This is a genomic window from Williamsia sp. R60 (assembly GCF_054063855.1).
This window is the reverse complement of sequence record NZ_JBSSGR010000001.1, coordinates 1,156,095-1,172,300: the sequence shown is the minus strand read 5'-3', so window position 1 is coordinate 1,172,300 and position 16,206 is coordinate 1,156,095. Positions and strand designations below refer to the sequence as shown.

18 protein-coding genes and 2 tRNA genes are annotated in these 16,206 nt (G+C 64.5%); 9 read left to right on the top strand and 11 right to left on the bottom strand.

Translation table 11 applies throughout. From position 1 onward, the window contains the following. Positions 1-2: 2 nt before the first annotated feature. Together ACVWY6_RS05205 and ACVWY6_RS05200 are read right to left on the bottom strand one after the other, a co-directional pair. Positions 3-524, bottom strand: coding sequence for a gamma carbonic anhydrase family protein (locus ACVWY6_RS05205; protein WP_030171991.1), 522 nt, complete (start codon positions 522-524; stop codon positions 3-5). A 44-nt stretch (positions 525-568) separates the two neighbouring features. Then, positions 569-1,534, bottom strand: a complete 966-nt coding sequence (locus tag ACVWY6_RS05200; protein WP_457536905.1) for a thiamine-phosphate kinase — start codon at positions 1,532-1,534, stop codon at positions 569-571. A gap of 70 nt (positions 1,535-1,604) precedes the next feature. Here ACVWY6_RS05200 and ACVWY6_RS05195 point away from each other — a divergent pair, with 70 nt between their 5' ends. Together ACVWY6_RS05195 and ACVWY6_RS05190 are read left to right on the top strand one after the other, a co-directional pair. After that, positions 1,605-1,913, top strand: a complete 309-nt coding sequence (locus ACVWY6_RS05195) for an Lrp/AsnC ligand binding domain-containing protein (RefSeq protein WP_051406303.1) — start codon at positions 1,605-1,607, stop codon at positions 1,911-1,913. Continuing rightward, the gene (locus ACVWY6_RS05190) at positions 1,910-2,446 is read left to right on the top strand and encodes a DUF3515 domain-containing protein (protein ID WP_023954071.1); all 537 of its coding nucleotides are present in this window, start codon (positions 1,910-1,912) and stop codon (positions 2,444-2,446) included. The genes ACVWY6_RS05195 and ACVWY6_RS05190 overlap by 4 nt, the downstream gene beginning before the upstream one ends. Before the next feature lie 10 nt (positions 2,447-2,456). Here ACVWY6_RS05190 and ACVWY6_RS05185 read toward each other — a convergent pair whose 3' ends face one another. Further along, positions 2,457-3,452 (bottom strand): NAD(P)H-dependent glycerol-3-phosphate dehydrogenase, encoded by a 996-nt coding sequence (locus tag ACVWY6_RS05185; protein ID WP_457536903.1) that lies wholly within the window; start codon positions 3,450-3,452, stop codon positions 2,457-2,459. 156 nt (positions 3,453-3,608) lie between these two features. On the opposite strand from ACVWY6_RS05185, the gene cofC reads away from it, so the two are divergent. The 3 genes from cofC to ACVWY6_RS05170 all read left to right on the top strand — a co-directional run bounded on the left by cofC (position 3,609) and on the right by ACVWY6_RS05170 (position 7,451). Beyond that, entirely contained in the window at positions 3,609-4,283 is a 675-nt protein-coding gene (gene cofC / locus ACVWY6_RS05180; RefSeq protein WP_023954077.1) for a 2-phospho-L-lactate guanylyltransferase, read from the top strand. 91 nt (positions 4,284-4,374) lie between these two features. After that, positions 4,375-6,531, top strand: a complete 2,157-nt coding sequence (locus ACVWY6_RS05175) for an RNA degradosome polyphosphate kinase (RefSeq protein WP_152537948.1) — start codon at positions 4,375-4,377, stop codon at positions 6,529-6,531. Next, complete coding sequence (locus ACVWY6_RS05170) at positions 6,528-7,451, top strand: NUDIX hydrolase (RefSeq protein ID WP_030172001.1); 924 nt, start codon at positions 6,528-6,530, stop codon at positions 7,449-7,451. The genes ACVWY6_RS05175 and ACVWY6_RS05170 overlap by 4 nt, the downstream gene beginning before the upstream one ends. A gap of 108 nt (positions 7,452-7,559) precedes the next feature. Here the strand turns inward: ACVWY6_RS05170 and ACVWY6_RS05165 are convergent, their stop codons facing one another. The 3 genes from ACVWY6_RS05165 to leuC all read right to left on the bottom strand — a co-directional run bounded on the left by ACVWY6_RS05165 (position 7,560) and on the right by leuC (position 10,385). Next, positions 7,560-8,177 (bottom strand): HU family DNA-binding protein, encoded by a 618-nt coding sequence (locus ACVWY6_RS05165; RefSeq protein WP_415668961.1) that lies wholly within the window; start codon positions 8,175-8,177, stop codon positions 7,560-7,562. Positions 8,178-8,324: 147 nt separating this feature from the next. After that, positions 8,325-8,933: a 3-isopropylmalate dehydratase small subunit gene (gene leuD, locus ACVWY6_RS05160; protein ID WP_023963784.1), complete on the bottom strand. Its 609-nt coding sequence runs from the start codon at positions 8,931-8,933 to the stop codon at positions 8,325-8,327. A 30-nt stretch (positions 8,934-8,963) separates the two neighbouring features. Further along, positions 8,964-10,385 carry a 3-isopropylmalate dehydratase large subunit gene (leuC, locus tag ACVWY6_RS05155; RefSeq protein WP_030172007.1) on the bottom strand — a complete coding sequence of 474 codons (1,422 nt, stop codon included), beginning with the start codon at positions 10,383-10,385 and terminating at the stop codon, positions 8,964-8,966. A gap of 86 nt (positions 10,386-10,471) precedes the next feature. On the opposite strand from leuC, the gene ACVWY6_RS05150 reads away from it, so the two are divergent. Beyond that, on the top strand, positions 10,472-11,191 hold the full coding sequence (locus ACVWY6_RS05150) for an IclR family transcriptional regulator (protein ID WP_030172009.1): 720 nt from the start codon (positions 10,472-10,474) through the stop codon (positions 11,189-11,191). Positions 11,192-11,279: 88 nt separating this feature from the next. Further along, on the top strand, positions 11,280-11,786 hold the full coding sequence (locus ACVWY6_RS05145; RefSeq protein ID WP_023963788.1) for a pyridoxamine 5'-phosphate oxidase family protein: 507 nt from the start codon (positions 11,280-11,282) through the stop codon (positions 11,784-11,786). A 28-nt stretch (positions 11,787-11,814) separates the two neighbouring features. Here ACVWY6_RS05145 and ACVWY6_RS05140 read toward each other — a convergent pair whose 3' ends face one another. After that, positions 11,815-12,039, bottom strand: a complete 225-nt coding sequence (locus ACVWY6_RS05140; RefSeq protein ID WP_030172013.1) for a hypothetical protein — start codon at positions 12,037-12,039, stop codon at positions 11,815-11,817. A gap of 144 nt (positions 12,040-12,183) precedes the next feature. Between ACVWY6_RS05140 and ACVWY6_RS05135 the strand changes: the two genes are divergently transcribed. Both ACVWY6_RS05135 and ACVWY6_RS05130 read left to right on the top strand, forming a co-directional pair. Beyond that, positions 12,184-12,414 (top strand): hypothetical protein, encoded by a 231-nt coding sequence (locus ACVWY6_RS05135; RefSeq protein ID WP_030172015.1) that lies wholly within the window; start codon positions 12,184-12,186, stop codon positions 12,412-12,414. 39 nt (positions 12,415-12,453) lie between these two features. Next, entirely contained in the window at positions 12,454-13,485 is a 1,032-nt protein-coding gene (locus tag ACVWY6_RS05130; protein ID WP_062801089.1) for a peptidoglycan recognition protein family protein, read from the top strand. 99 nt (positions 13,486-13,584) lie between these two features. Here ACVWY6_RS05130 and ACVWY6_RS05125 read toward each other — a convergent pair. From ACVWY6_RS05125 to ACVWY6_RS05110, 4 genes are all read right to left on the bottom strand, one after another. Next, positions 13,585-13,657 (bottom strand) — tRNA-Glu (locus ACVWY6_RS05125). Positions 13,658-13,684: 27 nt separating this feature from the next. Then, positions 13,685-13,756, bottom strand: a tRNA-Gln gene (locus tag ACVWY6_RS05120). A gap of 101 nt (positions 13,757-13,857) precedes the next feature. Continuing rightward, positions 13,858-15,330 carry a glutamate--tRNA ligase gene (gltX, locus tag ACVWY6_RS05115; protein ID WP_062801091.1) on the bottom strand — a complete coding sequence of 491 codons (1,473 nt, stop codon included), beginning with the start codon at positions 15,328-15,330 and terminating at the stop codon, positions 13,858-13,860. A gap of 48 nt (positions 15,331-15,378) precedes the next feature. Beyond that, a complete protein-coding gene (locus tag ACVWY6_RS05110) occupies positions 15,379-16,206 on the bottom strand; it encodes an alpha/beta fold hydrolase (protein ID WP_457536498.1) in 828 nt (275 codons plus the stop codon).

Genomic DNA, 16,206 nt, shown 5'->3' with positions numbered 1-16,206 from the left:
ACCTAGTCGAGCCGCCTCAGGGCGGTTCGATAGTAGGCGGCATTGTTGGCATACAGATCGACGTTCAGGTCGATGTGACCTTCCGGAACCTGGTAGCCCTGACGTATTTTCGCCGGAACACCGAGCGCCATCGAACGGTCGGGTACCTCGAACTTGAACGGCACCACCGCCCCGGCACCGACAATGGAACCGGCTCCGATCCGAGACCCGTTGAGTACCACCGACCCTGAAGCGATCAGGCAGTTGTCGCCGATCACGGCGCCCTCGATGTGCGCGTTGTGCCCGATGGTGCACCGCGCCCCGATCACCGTCGCGTCCACGAGTGTGCAGTGGATGACGGTGCCGTCCTGGATGTTTGTCCGCTCGCCGACGGTGATGGTTCCGTAGTCGCCCCGAAGCACGGCACCGGGCCATACCGAGACCCCCGCCTCGAGCGTGACGGCTCCGATCACCACCGCATCGGGATGGATGTAGACCCCTTCGCCCAGTTGCGGTTCTCGGTCATCGAGTGCGTAGATCGCCATGGCAATCACAGTATCGCGGGCGCCCAGTCGGTCGACCGCAGCGGTCAGAATGTCCGCCAGCCGCTATCGAGGTCGGACACATCCAAGCCCGAGACCACCACCGACGGGCCGCTTTCAGCCGCATGAACCGACCCGATCGCGGTCCACCCCGTCGGCAGCTCACCGGGCGCGAAGGCAGCCAAGAGTTCATGGTCTTCTCCACCGGCCACGGCCCAGCGGACCGGGTCGACATCCAGCTCGGCTGCTGCCGCGGCCAGGTCGGGGGGCACCGGAATGGCAGCGGGGTCCACCCGAAGCGACAGACCCGACATCCTTGCCATCGTTCGCAGTTCACTCGACAAGCCGTCCGAGATGTCGGTCATCGCGTGCACGCCCGACTCCGCCGCGGCCAGGGCCAGCTGCAGGTGCGGTTTCGGAACGCAGTGCGCGGCAACAAGATCGGCGAACTCATCGACGCCTGCCAGCAGGAGAGCAAGGCCCGCGGCGGATCCACCGAGCGGGCCCGATACGGCGAGAACGTCGCCGGCTACCGGTGTGGAGAGTCGAACCGGTGCGCGGTCGTCCATCGCACCGATCGCCGTCACCGCGATCACCAGTTGATCGCCCGCGGTGAGATCGCCACCGACGACCTGCGCCCCGTACCGCGCTGCGGCCTCACGCATTCCGTCGCGGACACCGACCAGAGTTGTGGTGGGGGTTCGATCCGGGCACGTCAGCGACACCACAAAACCGGTGACCCTGGCTCCCATCGACATCACGTCGGCGGCATTGGCCACCACCGCTTTGGCGCCCACCTGACGTGGCGTGCTCCAGTCGAGTCGAAAGTGCTGTCCGTCGACGAGTGCATCGGTGCTCACCACCACCGGTCCGCTGCCGACGAGAACCGCGGCGTCATCACCCGGGCCCACGATCACCCCATCTGCAGGAGCGGAGTCGTTCTGTGCGGTGAACAACGCGATCAGCTCGTGCTCACCGACGTCGCCGACCGTGCGGACGGGATCGCTGGACAGGTTCCCTCACCGCCCCTCTGTTCATCTCGAGTCTGTTGATTGGCCTCTGAGCACCGTTGTCGGTGAGAATATGTGCCAGTGTATTTGGGTCAGCCACCGGTTGATCGCAGTCGCCAGCGAAAGGAACGCCGTGGTTCAGGCATACATACTGATCCAGACCGAGGTCGGAAAGGCCGCCGTGGCAGCGGCCACCATCTCGGAGATCGACGGCGTCGCCTCGTCGGAGGAGGTCAGCGGCCCTTACGACGTCATCGTGCGCGTGGATGCGACCGATGGGACGCACCTCACCGAAGCGGTGGTACCGAAGATCCAGCAGGTCGAAGGAATCACCCGGACGTTGACCTGCCCGGTGGTGACCGGTACGCCGAGGCAGGGGTGAGCGACTCGTCGACGCGCCGGCTCAGTCCGGCCGTGATCGCCAGCATCGTAGCGATCCCGGTCATGGTGATCGTGGGGTTCATCACCTATGCAGTGGTCGGCACAGACGGTGCAACCTCCGACGACACCCCGCTGAAGACGATGGCAGCGCCCGAACGGGACTCTCCGGAGTGCGCGAAACTCATTGCCGCCCTTCCCGAAAGTTTTGAGGGATTCGGTAAGCGAGAGACCGCTGCGGACGGCCTGGTGACCTGGGCGCCGGGCGACCAGGTGGCCGGACCCGTCCAGGTGCGTTGCGGAGTCGATCGGCCCGAATCGCTCTCGCCGACCTCTGGCTTGCAGGTCGTCGATCCGGTGCAGTGGTTCTCGGTGTCGGCGACAACCGAGGCCAAGGGCTTCCTCTGGTACGCCGTCGACCATCGGCCCTATGTGGCCATCTGGCTACCCGAGAACGTCGGAAATGGCCCCATTCAACAGGTTTCGCAACTGATCGACCAGAACCTCACGAGCGCACCCATCGATCTGGGCGGCTGAGGACGTCACGTCACTCGGGCTTGGTCCGCCGGCCGAGCAGTGAATAGATGGCCTCGGTGACCGTGAGGCCTTCGTGGCAGACCTGGTGAACCGCTTCGGTCAAAGGCATGTCCACACCGTGTTTCTCGGCCAGTGCCCGTACCGACGTGCACGACTTCACACCCTCGGCGACCTGACCGTTGGTGGCTTCTTGAGCCTCTGCCAGAGTCTTGCCCTCCCCCAATCTGCTGCCGAATGTGCGATTGCGCGACAGCGGCGAGGAGCATGTGGCGACGAGATCACCGACCCCGGCCAGCCCGGCGAGTGTTTCCGGTCTCGCCCCCAGCGCGACCCCCAAGCGGATTGTCTCGGCCAGACCGCGAGTGATGATGGATGCCAGGGTGTTCTCCCCGAGGCCGACACCGGACGCCATCCCACATGCGAGCGCGATGACGTTCTTGACCGCGCCCCCGATCTCGCAGCCGACCACATCCGTGTTGGTGTACGGCCGAAAATATCTCGTACTGCACGCCTTCTGGATGTCGCGCGCCCGGGACTCGTCCTCACACGCGACCACGGTCGCGGCGGGTTGGCCGACTGCGATCTCGCCGGCGAGATTGGGCCCCGACAGCACCGCGACGCGATCTGAGGCGGCACCGGTCACCTCGGCGATCACTTCGCTCATCCGCAGCAGCGTCCCGGTTTCCACGCCTTTGGACAACGACATCAGGGTTGCGGTACCGGCGAGGTGCGGCAGCCAGGTCTGCATACTCGCGCGCAGCGACTGGGAGGGCACGGCACAGACCACCAGGTCGGCACCCGCGAGAACCTCGGCGAGGTCGGCGCTGGCGCGCAGGCCCTCGGGCAGAGGTACCTGTGGCAGGTAATCGGGGTTGGTGTGGGTGCGGTTGATGGCGTCCGCCAGTTCAGGCCTCCTCGACCACAAGACCGTCGGGGTGCCCGCGTCGACCAACACCTTGGCCATCGCAGTGCCCCACGAACCCGAGCCCATCACGACCGCCTGCATCACGCCACCACCTTCTCCATCGTTCTCTGCCGTCCGACTGTGTCGACATCCGCTGCCCGGACCGACCCGATTCTCTCGAACGGTCCAAGACTAGAGGCCACGGAGGTGGTGGGGTGCCTTTTCCCCCCGCGACCACCGGCGACCATGATGGAGGTCATGGATACGCGATCGATCGCAGTCGTCATCGCGGTCAAAGAGCTGAGCGCAGCCAAGACACGGCTGTCGCCGGGCGTCGACGGCAACGCCCGACGCCAACTGGTGCTGGCCATGCTGACCGACACCCTCGCAGCGGTGCGAGCCGCGGGACTCGATCAGGTGGTGGTGGTCAGTCCCGACACATCGGTGGCCGAGGCCGCGCAGGCGAGTGGCGCTCGCACTGTGGTGGACCGCGGCGACGTGCTCAACGGCGATGTTCTCAACGCGGCGTTCGCGATCGGCATCGACCACGCTCTGTCGTTGTGGCCCGGCAGCCGAATCATGGTGCTGCAGGCCGATCTCCCCGCCGTGAGGCCCGAGTCGCTCACGGCCGCCATCGACCGGTCCGCGGATCTGGAGCGGGCCTTCATCGCCGACCATTCGGGCACCGGCACCACCGCACTGTTCCTGAACGCAGCCGATCTCAGCGCCGCCGACACCCTTCGGTTCGGGGCCCATTCGGCCCGAGAACATCGTCGCCGGGGTGCGGTCGAACTCACCGAGGACTCCGGTCGCTGGCCGGACCTTAGGATCGACGTCGACACCGTCGAGGATTTGCTGACCGCACGGCGCCTTGGCCTGGGAACTTCCACCAGTGCGGTTCTCGAACGCTTGCAATTGGATGAACAAACCTGATCTCCCGGTGTCGGGGCCCTGACAGATAGGCCATGATGGTCTGGTGAGCACAGCCGAATCAACGACCCCCGCTCCCCGGCCGCGATCGTCGATGCCGGCCGCCCCGCCGGCAGCCACCGCCGCCCCCACCGCCACAGCGGACCTTCCCGAAGACCGTTACCTGAACCGGGAACTGAGTTGGCTCGACTTCAACGCCCGGGTTCTGGCGCTGGCAGAAGACACCTCGCTGCCCTTGCTCGAGAGGGCAAAGTTCTTGGCCATCTTCGCCTCGAACCTCGACGAGTTCTTCATGGTGCGTGTCGCCGGGCTCAAGCGCAGACACGAAACCGGCCTGTCGGTACGGTCGGCCGACGGGCTGTCACCGCGCGAGCAGCTCGCACTCATCGCACAGCGCACACAGGTGCTGGCCGAACGCCACGCCCGGGTCTTCCTCGACTCGGTCCGCAAGGCCCTGGCGGACAACAACATTCACGTCATCACCTGGGACCAGTTGACTGACGACGAGCGCCGCCGGATGGCCGAGTACTTCCACGAAGAGGTCTTCCCGGTTCTGACGCCACTCGCGGTCGACCCGGCGCACCCGTTCCCGTACATCTCCGGCCTCAGCCTCAATCTGGCGGTGACCGTCAAGGACGTCACCGAAGGCGGCGAACATTTCGCGCGCGTCAAGGTGCCCGACAACGTCGACCGCTTCGTTCAGGTCGATCGGTTCATGCCGCCGGAATTCCGGCAGAACTACGCGAAAACCGCCGACACCCCGGCGAAAACGGTTCTGCTGCCGCTGGAGTATCTGATCGCAGCTCACCTCGATCAGCTGTTCCCCGGGATGGAGATCGTCGAGCACCACGCTTTCCGCATCACTCGCAACGCGGATTTCGAGGTGGAGGAAGACCGCGACGAGGATCTCCTGCAGGCACTCGAACGAGAACTGGCGCGGCGACGTTTCGGTTCGCCGGTGCGCCTCGAGGTCGCCGACGACATGACCGAGCACATGCTCGAACTGTTGCTGCGTGAGCTCGACGTCGACCCGGCAGACGTCATCGAAGTTCCCGGGCTGCTCGACCTGTCGAGTCTGTTCCAGGTGGCCGCCGTGGACCGTCCGGCTCTCAAGGACCCGCCGTTCGTCCCGGCCACCCACCCGGCTTTCGGTGAGCGCGAAACACCCAAGAGCATCTTCTCGACCCTGCGTGACGGCGACGTCCTGGTCCATCACCCGTACGACTCGTTCTCCACGAGTGTGCAGCGGTTCCTCGAGCAGGCCGCGGCAGATCCCCAGGTGCTGGCGATCAAGCAGACGCTGTACCGCACCTCGGGCGACTCCCCGATCGTGAACGCATTGATCGACGCCGCCGAGGCCGGCAAACAGGTTGTCGCGCTTGTGGAGATCAAGGCCCGCTTCGACGAGCAGGCCAACATCAAGTGGGCCCGACAGCTCGAGCAGGCCGGCGTGCACGTCGTCTACGGACTCGTCGGGCTCAAGACACACTGCAAGACATGTCTCGTCGTGCGCCGTGAAGGGTCCACCATCCGCCGGTACTGCCACATCGGAACCGGTAACTACAATCCGAAAACCGCGCGGCTCTACGAAGACGTGGGCCTGTTCACCGCGGCCCCGGACATCGGTGCCGACCTGACCGATCTGTTCAACACCCTCACCGGCTACTCACGGAAGGTGGCCTACCGCAACCTGTTGGTCGCCCCGCACGGAGTGCGGGCGGGCATCATCGACCGGATCCTCGGAGAATGTGAACGGCGTCAGGCCGGTCACACCGATGCTCGGATCCGGTTGAAGATGAATGCTCTGGTTGACGAGCAGGTCATCGACGCCCTGTACCGGGCGTCGCAGGCCGGTGTTCCTGTCGAGGTCGTGGTGCGTGGGATCTGTGCGCTGCGGCCGGGCGTTCCGGGTATGAGCGAGAACATCACCGTCCGCTCGATACTCGGACAGTTCCTGGAGCACTCACGGGTTCTGCATTTCCAGTCCCTCGACGAGTTCTGGATCGGCAGCGCCGACATGATGCACCGCAATCTCGACCGCCGCGTGGAAGTGATGGCGCAGGTGCGCGATCCACGACTGACCCGCGAACTCGACGACGTCTTCAACTCGGCGATGGACCCGACCACCCGCAGTTGGGTGCTCGGCGAGGACGGCGGCTGGACGGCGTCGCCTGCCGCAGGTGAAGAGGTACGTGATCATCAGCGCCAGATGATGCGTCGCAACCGTAGCCGGGCCGACCTGATCCAGTGAGCAAAGGGGCAGACGGCAAGAACACTGTTGTCTATGCGGCCGGCGGAGTCGTGTGGCGTGAGAACTCCGCCGGTGACGTCGAAGTCGTGATCGTCCACCGCCCGCGGTACGACGACTGGACGCTGCCCAAGGGCAAGGTCGAGCCGGGCGAGACGTTGATCAGCACCGCGGTACGGGAGATCAAAGAAGAGACCGGTTACGACGTCCGGCTGGTACGGCACCTACGCATGGTCAGCTACGACCTACGTGGACCCGGTCGCAAGCACGTGCATTACTGGTCCGCCGAAGCGGTCGGCGGCAGCTTTACACCCAACCACGAGGTTGACGAAATACGTTGGCTGCCAATTGAATTGGCTGCCGAGCAACTTTCCTTCCGGCTGGACCAGAAGGTCCTGGCAACTTTCGAACAGCTACCCGCACGACTCGATACGGTCCTGCTGGTGCGTCACGCCAAGGCGGGCCGCAAATCTCGGTACCACGGCGATGACCGTCTGCGACCGTTGGAGAAGGTCGGCCGAACCCAGTCCGAGGCATTGCTCGGACAGCTCCTCGCGTTCGGGCCCACGCACGTGCACTCCGCTGACCGCGTCCGGTGCGAGCAGACAGTGGCACCGCTTGCTGATGAGCTGGGTGTGTCGATCATCAGTGAACCCAGCCTGGCCGAGGAAGCGTTCAACGAAGATCCCAAACCGGGGAGACGGCGGATCCGAGAGATCGGTTGCGAGAGCGGGATCCATGTCGTGTGCAGTCAGGGCAAGGTCATCCCGCCGCTGATGAAGTGGTGGTCGGCGCACGACGGTGTGAAGCTGCCGCCCGCACGAAATCGTAAGGCGAGCGTGTGGGTGCTTTCTTTGTTGGACGGCAAATTGGTTGCTGCCAACCACATCGACAGCCCACTGCCCGGCAACCCCGGCACCTGATCTCAGGACGTCCCCCGTTGCCTTGTCGCAGGGGTGGCCACACAACGCAAAACAAACCCCGGCGGAGGGAAGGTCCGCCGGGGTTTGTTCGGTCTGATGCTGGTCTGGCTACTTGCTTGTGCGCTTTGCAGCGGTCTTCTTGGCCGGAGCCTTCTTGGCAGCGGTCTTCTTGGCCGGTGCTGCCGTGGTCTTCTTGGCAGCGGTCTTCTTGGCCGGTGCTGCCGTGGTCTTCTTGGCAGCGGTCTTCTTGGCCGGTGCTGCCGTGGTCTTCTTGGCAGCAGTCTTCTTGGCCGGTGCTGCCGTGGTCTTCTTCGCGGCGGTCTTCTTGGCCGGAGTGGCCGCCTTCTTGGCCGGAGCCGCCTTCTTGGCGGCGGTCTTCTTGGCCGGTGCACTGCTCGAAGCAGTTGCGCTGCCCCGCTTGACTGCTGGTCCCGACGCGCTCAGCTTCTGCTTGCCGGAGACCACCAACTTGAACTGGGCGCCCGGACGGAATGCCGGAACCCAAGTCGGACGGACCTTGACTGTTTCACCGGTGCGGGGGTTGCGGGCAACCCGTGCAGCGCGGCGACGCTTTTCGAAAACACCAAAGCCGGTGATCGTGACGCTCTCGCCTTTGTTCACAGCGCGAACGATCGTATCGACGATGTGCTCAACGGCATCTGTAGCCGTCCGGCGATCGGTCCCCAACTTCTTTGTCAGTTCCTCGATGAGCTCTGCCTTGTTCATGGATTCAACCTCCGCAAACTGTTGGCCCACTTTGGGCCAGCTACAGGACACGGTAAACGTCAAATGGCAAAACGTCCACGATCCACGCCAAATTCACCCGGCGTGGCGAAAGGTTTGTCCTCTAACAGGTTACGTCAGAGGCCGGCTTCAGGCTCCCGAGGGAGGGACCGGCAGGGTTTTCGGTTTCCATACGGGCCTTACCTTTTCATACGCAGAAATGGCTTCGACCTGCCGCAATGTCAGTCCGATGTCGTCCAGACCCTCCATCAGACGCCACCTTGTGTACTCATCAATTGCAAAGCGCACCACTAGGTCCCCTGCGGTGACGGTCTGATCTTCAAGGCTCACCGTCAATTCCAGTCCGGGCTGCTCTTCGAGCCGTTTCCAGAGCAGTTCGACGTCCGACTGCTCCACCTGCGCGGCCACCAAACCCGCTTTTCCGGCGTTCCCGCGGAAGATATCGGCGAATCTCGACGAGATGACAACCCGAAATCCGAAGTCGGATAACGCCCAGACGGCGTGCTCGCGCGACGACCCGGTGCCGAAGTCGGGCCCGGCCACGAGCACCGAGCCGCGGTTGTACGGCTCGGTGTTGAGGACAAAATCGGGGTCGTTGCGCCACGCGGCGAACAAACCGTCCTCAAAGCCCGTGCGAGTCACCCGCTTCAGGTAGACCGCCGGGATGATCTGATCTGTGTCGACGTTGCCCCTGCGCATCGGGACGCCGATGCCGGTGTGCGTGGTGATCGGTTCCATCGTCTGTTCTTTCTTTTCGGCCTGTGAGATTTATCGGACGGGATCGGGCAGATCCGTGGGCGCAGAAAGCCGACCTCGGATCGCAGTGGCCGCCGCCACCGCCGGGGAGACCAGATGGGTTCGGCCGCCCTTGCCCTGTCGCCCTTCGAAATTCCGGTTCGATGTGGACGCACACCGTTCGCCTGGCGCCAGCTGGTCCGGGTTCATCCCCAGACACATCGAGCACCCCGCCTGTCGCCACTGTGCGCCCGCGGCATCGAATATCTCACCGAGGCCCTCCTGCTCGGCCTGCAGCCGCACACGGGTGGACCCGGGAACGATCAGCATGCGCATCCCGTCGGCGATCTTGCGACCGTCGAGGATCTCGGCCACCGCACGTAGGTCCTCGATGCGCCCGTTGGTGCACGATCCGACGAAGACGGTGTCCACCTCCACATCACGCAGTGGGGTTCCGGGCTTCAAATCCATGTACTCGAGCGCCTTCTGCGCCGAGGCGGCCAGCCCCTCGTCGGTCATCTCGGCCGGGTCCGGCACCGTGGCACCGAGAGGTGCGCCCTGTCCGGGGTTGGTCCCCCAGGTGACGAACGGCGTCAGCGACGCCGCGTCGATGTGCACCTCGGCATCGAAGACAGCGTCCGGATCGGTACGCAATTGCCGCCAATTCTCCACCGCCGCGTCCCAATCGGCACCCTGCGGGGCGTGCGGACGGCCCTTGATGAACTCGAAGGTGGTGTCGTCGGGAGCGATGAGACCCGCGCGTGCACCGGCCTCAATCGACATGTTGCACACGGTCATCCGTGCTTCCATCGACAGCTTCTCGATCGCCGATCCGCGGTACTCGAGGACGTAACCCTGCCCTCCGCCGGTGCCGATCTTGGCAATGATCGCCAGGATCAGGTCCTTGCTCGTCACGCCGGGCGGCAGCTCGCCGTCGACGGTGATCGCCATTGTCTTGAAGGGGCGCAACGACAAAGTCTGAGTCGCCATGACGTGTTCGACCTCAGAGGTGCCGATGCCCATTGCGATCGCACCGAAGGCGCCGTGGGTCGAGGTGTGGCTGTCGCCGCAGACCACTGTCATACCCGGCAGGGTGAGTCCGAGCTGTGGACCGATGATGTGGACGATGCCCTGTTCGGCGTCGCCCATCGAATGCAGTCGGATACCGAACTCTTCGCAGTTGCGGCGGAGGGTGTCCACCTGCAATCGCGAGATGGGGTCGGCGATGACCTTGTCGATGTCGACCGTCGGGACATTGTGGTCCTCGGTCGCGATCGTGAGGTCGGGCCTGCGCACCGGACGGTTCGCCAGGCGGAGCCCATCGAATGCCTGCGGACTGGTCACCTCGTGCACGAGATGTAGATCGATGTAGATCAAATCGGGGTTGCGTGAGGATCCTTCTCCCTCACCGCGGACCACAACATGCTCTTCCCAGACCTTTTCGGCCAGGGTCATCGGACGGTCGGTCACCACAATCACCACTTTTCTGTCTTACCGAGTTGGGGCTGGCATCTCAGTATGCGAGAGCATAGTATCGGCTTGTGAGAAATGATACCGCATCGGCCACCTCCAGTGGCATCGGTGTTCTGGACAAATCCGTTGCAGTTCTGCACGCCGTCGCCGAGGGCCCGTGCAATCTGGGAGAGCTCTGTTCACGCACCGGCCTGCCCCGCGCCACCGCGCACCGATTGGCGGTCGGCCTCGAGACCCATCGACTGCTGGCACGCAACACATCCGGCTTGTGGTGCCCCGGTCCGGTCTTGGGCGAATTGGCGGCCGGTGCCACCGACACGGTCCGCGAGGCCGCAGCTCTGGTGCTGCCGAGGCTTCGCGAGATCACCGGGGAAAGTGTGCAGCTCTATCGCCGCGAGGGTGCCGACCGCATCTGTGTCGCGGCGATCGAACCGCCGTCGGGACTTCGGGACACGGTCCCGGTCGGCGCGCGTCTGCCGATGAACGCCGGTTCCGGAGCGAAGGTCCTTCTTGCCTGGGCCGATCCGGCGACCGCGCGATTGTTGTTGGGGGAGAACGGATTCAGCGAGCGAACATTGCTCGAGGTGCGACGACGCGGCTGGGCACAGAGCGTCGGAGAACGCGAGCCCGGCGTCGCGAGTGTGTCCGCCCCGGTTCGCAGCCCCAGCGGCGAGGTGATCGCGGCCATCTCGGTATCCGGCCCCATCGACCGTATGGGCCGGCGTCCGGGATCGCGATGGGCCGCTGACCTGCTGGCTGCAGCCGATGCGATCAACAAGCGGCTGTAGCGCGGCATTAGTGTGTGAGAACACGTTCATCTGAGATGGAGATTGAGGGTCGTCGACCCATCACTCTCCCGCGGCGAGAGGGCACCGAGTGGGTACGAACGAGCGCGGCAAGATTGTCATGAGCGAGGACGAGATCTCGACGTTCATCGTCCAGAGCCGAACCGCGACACTGGCAACGGTGTCCGCTCAGGGCAGGCCGCACCTCGTCGCGATGTGGTACGCGGTGATCGACGGCGAGATCTGGTTCGAGACCAAGGCCAAGTCACAGAAGGCGGTGAACGTGCGCCGCAACCCGATCTGCACCGTGATGATCGAAGACGGCCTGACCTACGACAAACTCCGCGGCGTCGCGATCGAAGGCACGGCATCGATCCACGACGATCCCGACACCATCCTGAAGGTCGGGATCAGTGTGTGGGAACGGTACAACGGCCCGTACACCGAAGAGATGCGACCGTTTGTAGACCAGATGATGAACAAGCGCGTGGCGGTCCGGGTCTCACCCGACCGCGTCCGCAGCTGGGATCACCGCAAACTGGGTATGCCCGAGATCCCGTTGGCCGGCAGCACAGCTGAGTTCCTGAACCAGCAATGATCGCGTGCACCGACCGCCGAGTGTGTGATCACTCGGCCAGGTGCGCGGCGATTTCGTCCAGGACCGGGTCACCGTCGGCGGCATTCTGGACCTGATCGCGCCACGACGACAATTTCGCATCCCTGGCGTGGATGTCGTCCGCACTCTCGGTGGCGCTGGTGGTCGATGACGTCCCCGGCATATCCGGTGATGATGATCCGATCCTCAGGTCGAGTTCGGCGAGCAGCTCGTTCTTCGTCATCTTCTTGGTCATTGGCCAATCCTGCGTCAGGCACGTAGCTTTCTTCAACTCGTCGCCCGATCGACGGCATCAGAGACGCACACGCGGTGGATCCAGTCGGCTGTCCGACGGCTTTTGTACGCTCATCGGGTTGACCCCGTACTCGAGGAGGTACCGATGGTGCACTATCTGCGCCTCGTCTCGGACTCTGGTCGCGAGTTGAACTACCGGCTCCATCACGATGCCGATCCCGACTCGATCCAGACCTGGCTCGCCGAAGGCGTTCGAGCGCAAGCGTTCGTCAACGTCCCGATCGTGATGGACGGCCAGGTGGAGATCACCACGCTCGCCGTGCAACCGGGGCGCTGGGCGGCCTGGATGGTGTTCCACGTCGCCCAACCTCTCTGACGCGACCGCCACCCGACAAGACACCAAGGAGACGCTGCCGTGGCAGATCCCGTCTGGCTCGCCGACGTTCTGCGCGCAGAGGGTGTGGAGACCGTGGAGTATCCGGGCTGGCTTGACCGCGGCCACGGCGATTTCGGCCAGATCACCCACGTCATGGCACACCACACCGGTGGTAATGCCAGTCCCCGATCCATCGCCGAGCATCCTGAATTGGGACTGAGTTCCCAGATACACCTTGCCCGCAACGGCGTCGCGACAGTTGTGGGCGCGGGCATCGCATGGCATGCCGGTCCTGGCGACTGGCCCGGCATTCCCACCGATGACGCCAACCGGGTCTCCATCGGGATCGAGGCGGAGAACAGCGGCACCGAAGGATGGTCCGCGGCGCAGTACTGGGCTTACGTGAAGGTGTGTGCAGCGATCTGCCGTCAGCTCGGACTGGGCGCAGATCGCGTCATCGGTCACAAGGAATGGGCCGGCCGCTCGCAGGGGAAGTGGGACCCGGGCGGTATCGACATGGACGCGTTTCGGCAAGACATCCAGCAACAGATCAACCGAGGCCCGACACCGCCGGCGGTCAACCAGATCGATGAGGTCCAGAAGGTCGCGGGTTTTTGGCTGGGAGAACGTGAGACACCCGGAGAGATGATCTGCGGATCAGACGGCGCAGGCAGGTACGCGAAATTCCGCGCCGGCTACGTCTACTGGCACCCGCGGTTCGGCGCACATGCGGTGAACATGCGCATCTTCGAGTACTGGGCCGGATTGAACTGGGAGAACGGTCCTCTGGGATACCCCGTGCAGGGTCACACCTACGTGGAGGGGGTGGGCGACATCCAGGCGTTCGAACGCGGCGTCGTGTTCCGCAAATTGGGAGACGACCCCGGACACCATGTTCACGGCGTGATCGGCGACGCGTACTACCGCCGAGGGGCCGAAACCGGTGAGCTGGGTTGGCCGGTGTCCAACGAGTACGAGTACAACGGCGGCCGAGCACAGGACTTCGAAAACGGCTCGCTGGCCTGGCATCCCACCGGGGCCGTTCGTATTTCCACACCGTCCGCCGACTGAACCGGGGAGACAGGCCCCGCCGACCCGAAAACCTCGCTGCCGCGGCCCAAAACAAAAGACCCTCTCCCCTGCGTTGCAGGTGAGAGGGTCTTTCTGTTGTAGCCCCGACGGGATTCGAACCCGCGCTACCGCCTTGAGAGGGCGGCGTCCTAGGCCGCTAGACGACGGGGCCAGAACTGTCACAGCTGCGCTGTGAACGCTGGGGTACCAGGACTCGAACCTAGAATGGCGGTACCAGAAACCGCTGTGTTGCCAATTACACCATACCCCAATGGGTGCTTTCCAAGCCGCTTGTGACCGCCGGAAAAGCGCCGAAAAGAAGGGTATCAAACCCCCCGCCAGAACCTACAATCGCCAGCTCAGAACGGGTTTTCAGCAGAAGTTTGCCCGGGCTTGCCGCAAACGATCGAGACTGCGCGCCTCGCCGAGCAGCTCGAGCGACTCGAACAGTGGCGGGCTGATGTGGGATCCCGTCACCGCCACCCGCACCGGGCCGAACGCCTTGCGCGGCTTGAGCTCCAGCTTGTCCACCAGCGCATCTTTGAGGGCCGCCTCGATCGCGGGGGTGGTCCACTCGTCCAGAGCGCTCAGAGCGGCGATGGTGGCGTCGAGCACCGGCCCGGCATCAGCTCCCAGGTTCTTGCGCGCAGCCGTCTCGTCGATGGCGAACTCGCTGTCGGGAACATAGAGGAACGCGATCAGACCCCATGCGTCACCGAGAACCTGGATGCGGGTCTGCACCAGATCGGCGACCACGGTGAACTGTTTGTCGTCCACAGGCTGGGTCAGCAGCCCAGCGGAGACCAGGTACGTGCGCAGCCGGTCGGCGAAGTCCTCCGGAGCCAAGCGTCGAATGTGCTCGGCGTTGATCGCGTCGGCCTTCTTCTGGTCGAACCGGGCCGGGTTGGAGTTGACCTGACGGATGTCGAACGCCGCGATCATCTCGTCGAGGGTGAAGATGTCGTGATCGTCGGCGATGCCCCAGCCGAGTAGCGCCAGGTAATTCAGCAGCCCCTCGGGGATGAATCCCCGGTCGCGGTGGTGGAACAGACTCGATTCCGGGTCGCGCTTCGACAGCTTCTTGTTGCCTTCGCCCATCACAAATGGAAGGTGACCGAATTCTGGTGTGCGCTTTGCGATTCCGATCCGGGCCAGCGCCTCGTACAGCGCGATCTGGCGCGGCGTGGACGACAGCAGGTCCTCGCCCCGCAGTACGTGGGTGATGTTCATCAAGGCGTCGTCGACCGGATTGACCAACGTGTACAACGGATCACCGTTGCCGCGCGTCAAGGCGAAGTCAGGGACCGTGCCCGCCCGGATCACCGTGCGGCCGCGCACCAGATCGTCCCACTCGATGTCCCGGTCGGGCATCGGCAAACGCACCACCGAGGTTCGGCCTTCGTCGCGATAGGCCTGCTTTTGCTCATCGGTCAGCGTGCGGTCGAAGTTGTCGTAACCCAGTTTGGGGTCACGGCCGGCCGCCTTGTGACGGGCCTCGACCTCGTCGGCCGTCGAGAAGGCCTCATACGCTTCGCCGGCCTCGAGCAGCTTGGCCACCACGTCGAGATGCTGCGCCTTGCGCAGCGACTGACGGTACGGCTCGTACGGGCCACCAACCTCGGGGCCTTCGTCCCACTCGAGCCCGAGCCAGCGAAGGGCGTCGAGCAAGGACTGATACGACTCCTCGCTGTCTCGCGCCGCGTCGGTGTCCTCGATCCGGAACACGAAGGTGCCGCCGGTGTGCCGCGCGTGGACGAAGTTGAACAGCGCAGTGCGCACCAGACCGACGTGGGGGGTGCCGGTCGGTGATGGACAGAAACGGACGCGGACCTGCGAATCACTCATGTCCCCAGGCTATCGCTGACCGCCGGCCGGCCCTCGCCCGGTCGTGGCTCAGCGGGCGTGCTGGTCGAGGAACCCGATCAGCAACGAGTTCACCTCGTCGGGTTGCTCGAGATACCCGTAGTGTCCGGCCTTCTCGACAACGCGGTACTCGGCACTGCCGATCGCGTCGGCGACCTCGCGCGCAAGGTGAGGTGGCAACGTCCGATCGTCGGCGAAGCCGACCACAAGAGAAGGCGTGTTGATGGCCGCATAGGCCGACAGCCGGTCGCTCTCGCCGTCGTGCAACGCCAGTTGCGCACGAACTCCCGCGGTGTTGGATTGACCCGAGAATTCGATGACGTCCAGCCAATCCCGGACCGCGGCGTCGTCGTCGAGTGTGTGTCGCGACAGGTTCAGGTGCGCGGTGATCGCAGCGTGATAGCGCGGCGGGAGCGTGATGCCCTGGTCATACAGCGCACGCTCACCCTCTGAGATCGCCTCTTGGAGAGGCCCACTGCGGCCGTACGTGGCGATCATCGCCGCGCACTTGACGAGTTCGGGACGAGCCAGCACCAACTCCTGGGTGATCTTCGCTCCCAGCGAGGTGCCGATCACCGCGGCCGGACCCGCACCGATGAACTCGATCAGCGCAGCGGTGTCGGCCACCATGTCGGCAAGGGTGAACCCACCTGGACACTCGCTCGACGGCGAGATCCCGCGATTGTCGAACGTGATGACCCGGTAGCCGGCCTTGACCAACGCCGGCTGCTGGTGCGCTTTCCACACCCGGCCGGGGCTACCCGTCCCCATCACCATCACGACCAGCGGACCGGTCCCCGCGTCTTCATAACTCAGCTGAATTCCGTTGACCTGAGCGGTCTTGGGTTGTGGGCGCAT

What these genes read in the sequence shown, in the direction of transcription:
- ACVWY6_RS05205 (WP_030171991.1), bottom strand. Translation starts at nt 524, where the DNA reads ATGGCGATCTACGCACTCGATGACCGAGAACCGCAACTGGGCGAAGGG.
- ACVWY6_RS05195 (WP_051406303.1), top strand. Translation starts at nt 1,605, where the DNA reads ATGTGCCAGTGTATTTGGGTCAGCCACCGGTTGATCGCAGTCGCCAGC.
- ACVWY6_RS05185 (WP_457536903.1), bottom strand. Translation starts at nt 3,452, where the DNA reads ATGCAGGCGGTCGTGATGGGCTCGGGTTCGTGGGGCACTGCGATGGCC.
- cofC (WP_023954077.1), top strand. Translation starts at nt 3,609, where the DNA reads ATGGATACGCGATCGATCGCAGTCGTCATCGCGGTCAAAGAGCTGAGC.
- ACVWY6_RS05175 (WP_152537948.1), top strand. Translation starts at nt 4,375, where the DNA reads ATGCCGGCCGCCCCGCCGGCAGCCACCGCCGCCCCCACCGCCACAGCG.
- ACVWY6_RS05165 (WP_415668961.1), bottom strand. Translation starts at nt 8,177, where the DNA reads ATGAACAAGGCAGAGCTCATCGAGGAACTGACAAAGAAGTTGGGGACC.
- leuD (WP_023963784.1), bottom strand. Translation starts at nt 8,933, where the DNA reads ATGGAACCGATCACCACGCACACCGGCATCGGCGTCCCGATGCGCAGG.
- leuC (WP_030172007.1), bottom strand. Translation starts at nt 10,385, where the DNA reads ATGACCCTGGCCGAAAAGGTCTGGGAAGAGCATGTTGTGGTCCGCGGT.
- ACVWY6_RS05140 (WP_030172013.1), bottom strand. Translation starts at nt 12,039, where the DNA reads ATGACCAAGAAGATGACGAAGAACGAGCTGCTCGCCGAACTCGACCTG.
- ACVWY6_RS05135 (WP_030172015.1), top strand. Translation starts at nt 12,184, where the DNA reads ATGGTGCACTATCTGCGCCTCGTCTCGGACTCTGGTCGCGAGTTGAAC.
- gltX (WP_062801091.1), bottom strand. Translation starts at nt 15,330, where the DNA reads ATGAGTGATTCGCAGGTCCGCGTCCGTTTCTGTCCATCACCGACCGGC.
- ACVWY6_RS05110 (WP_457536498.1), bottom strand. Translation starts at nt 16,206, where the DNA reads ATGCGCCCACAACCCAAGACCGCTCAGGTCAACGGAATTCAGCTGAGT.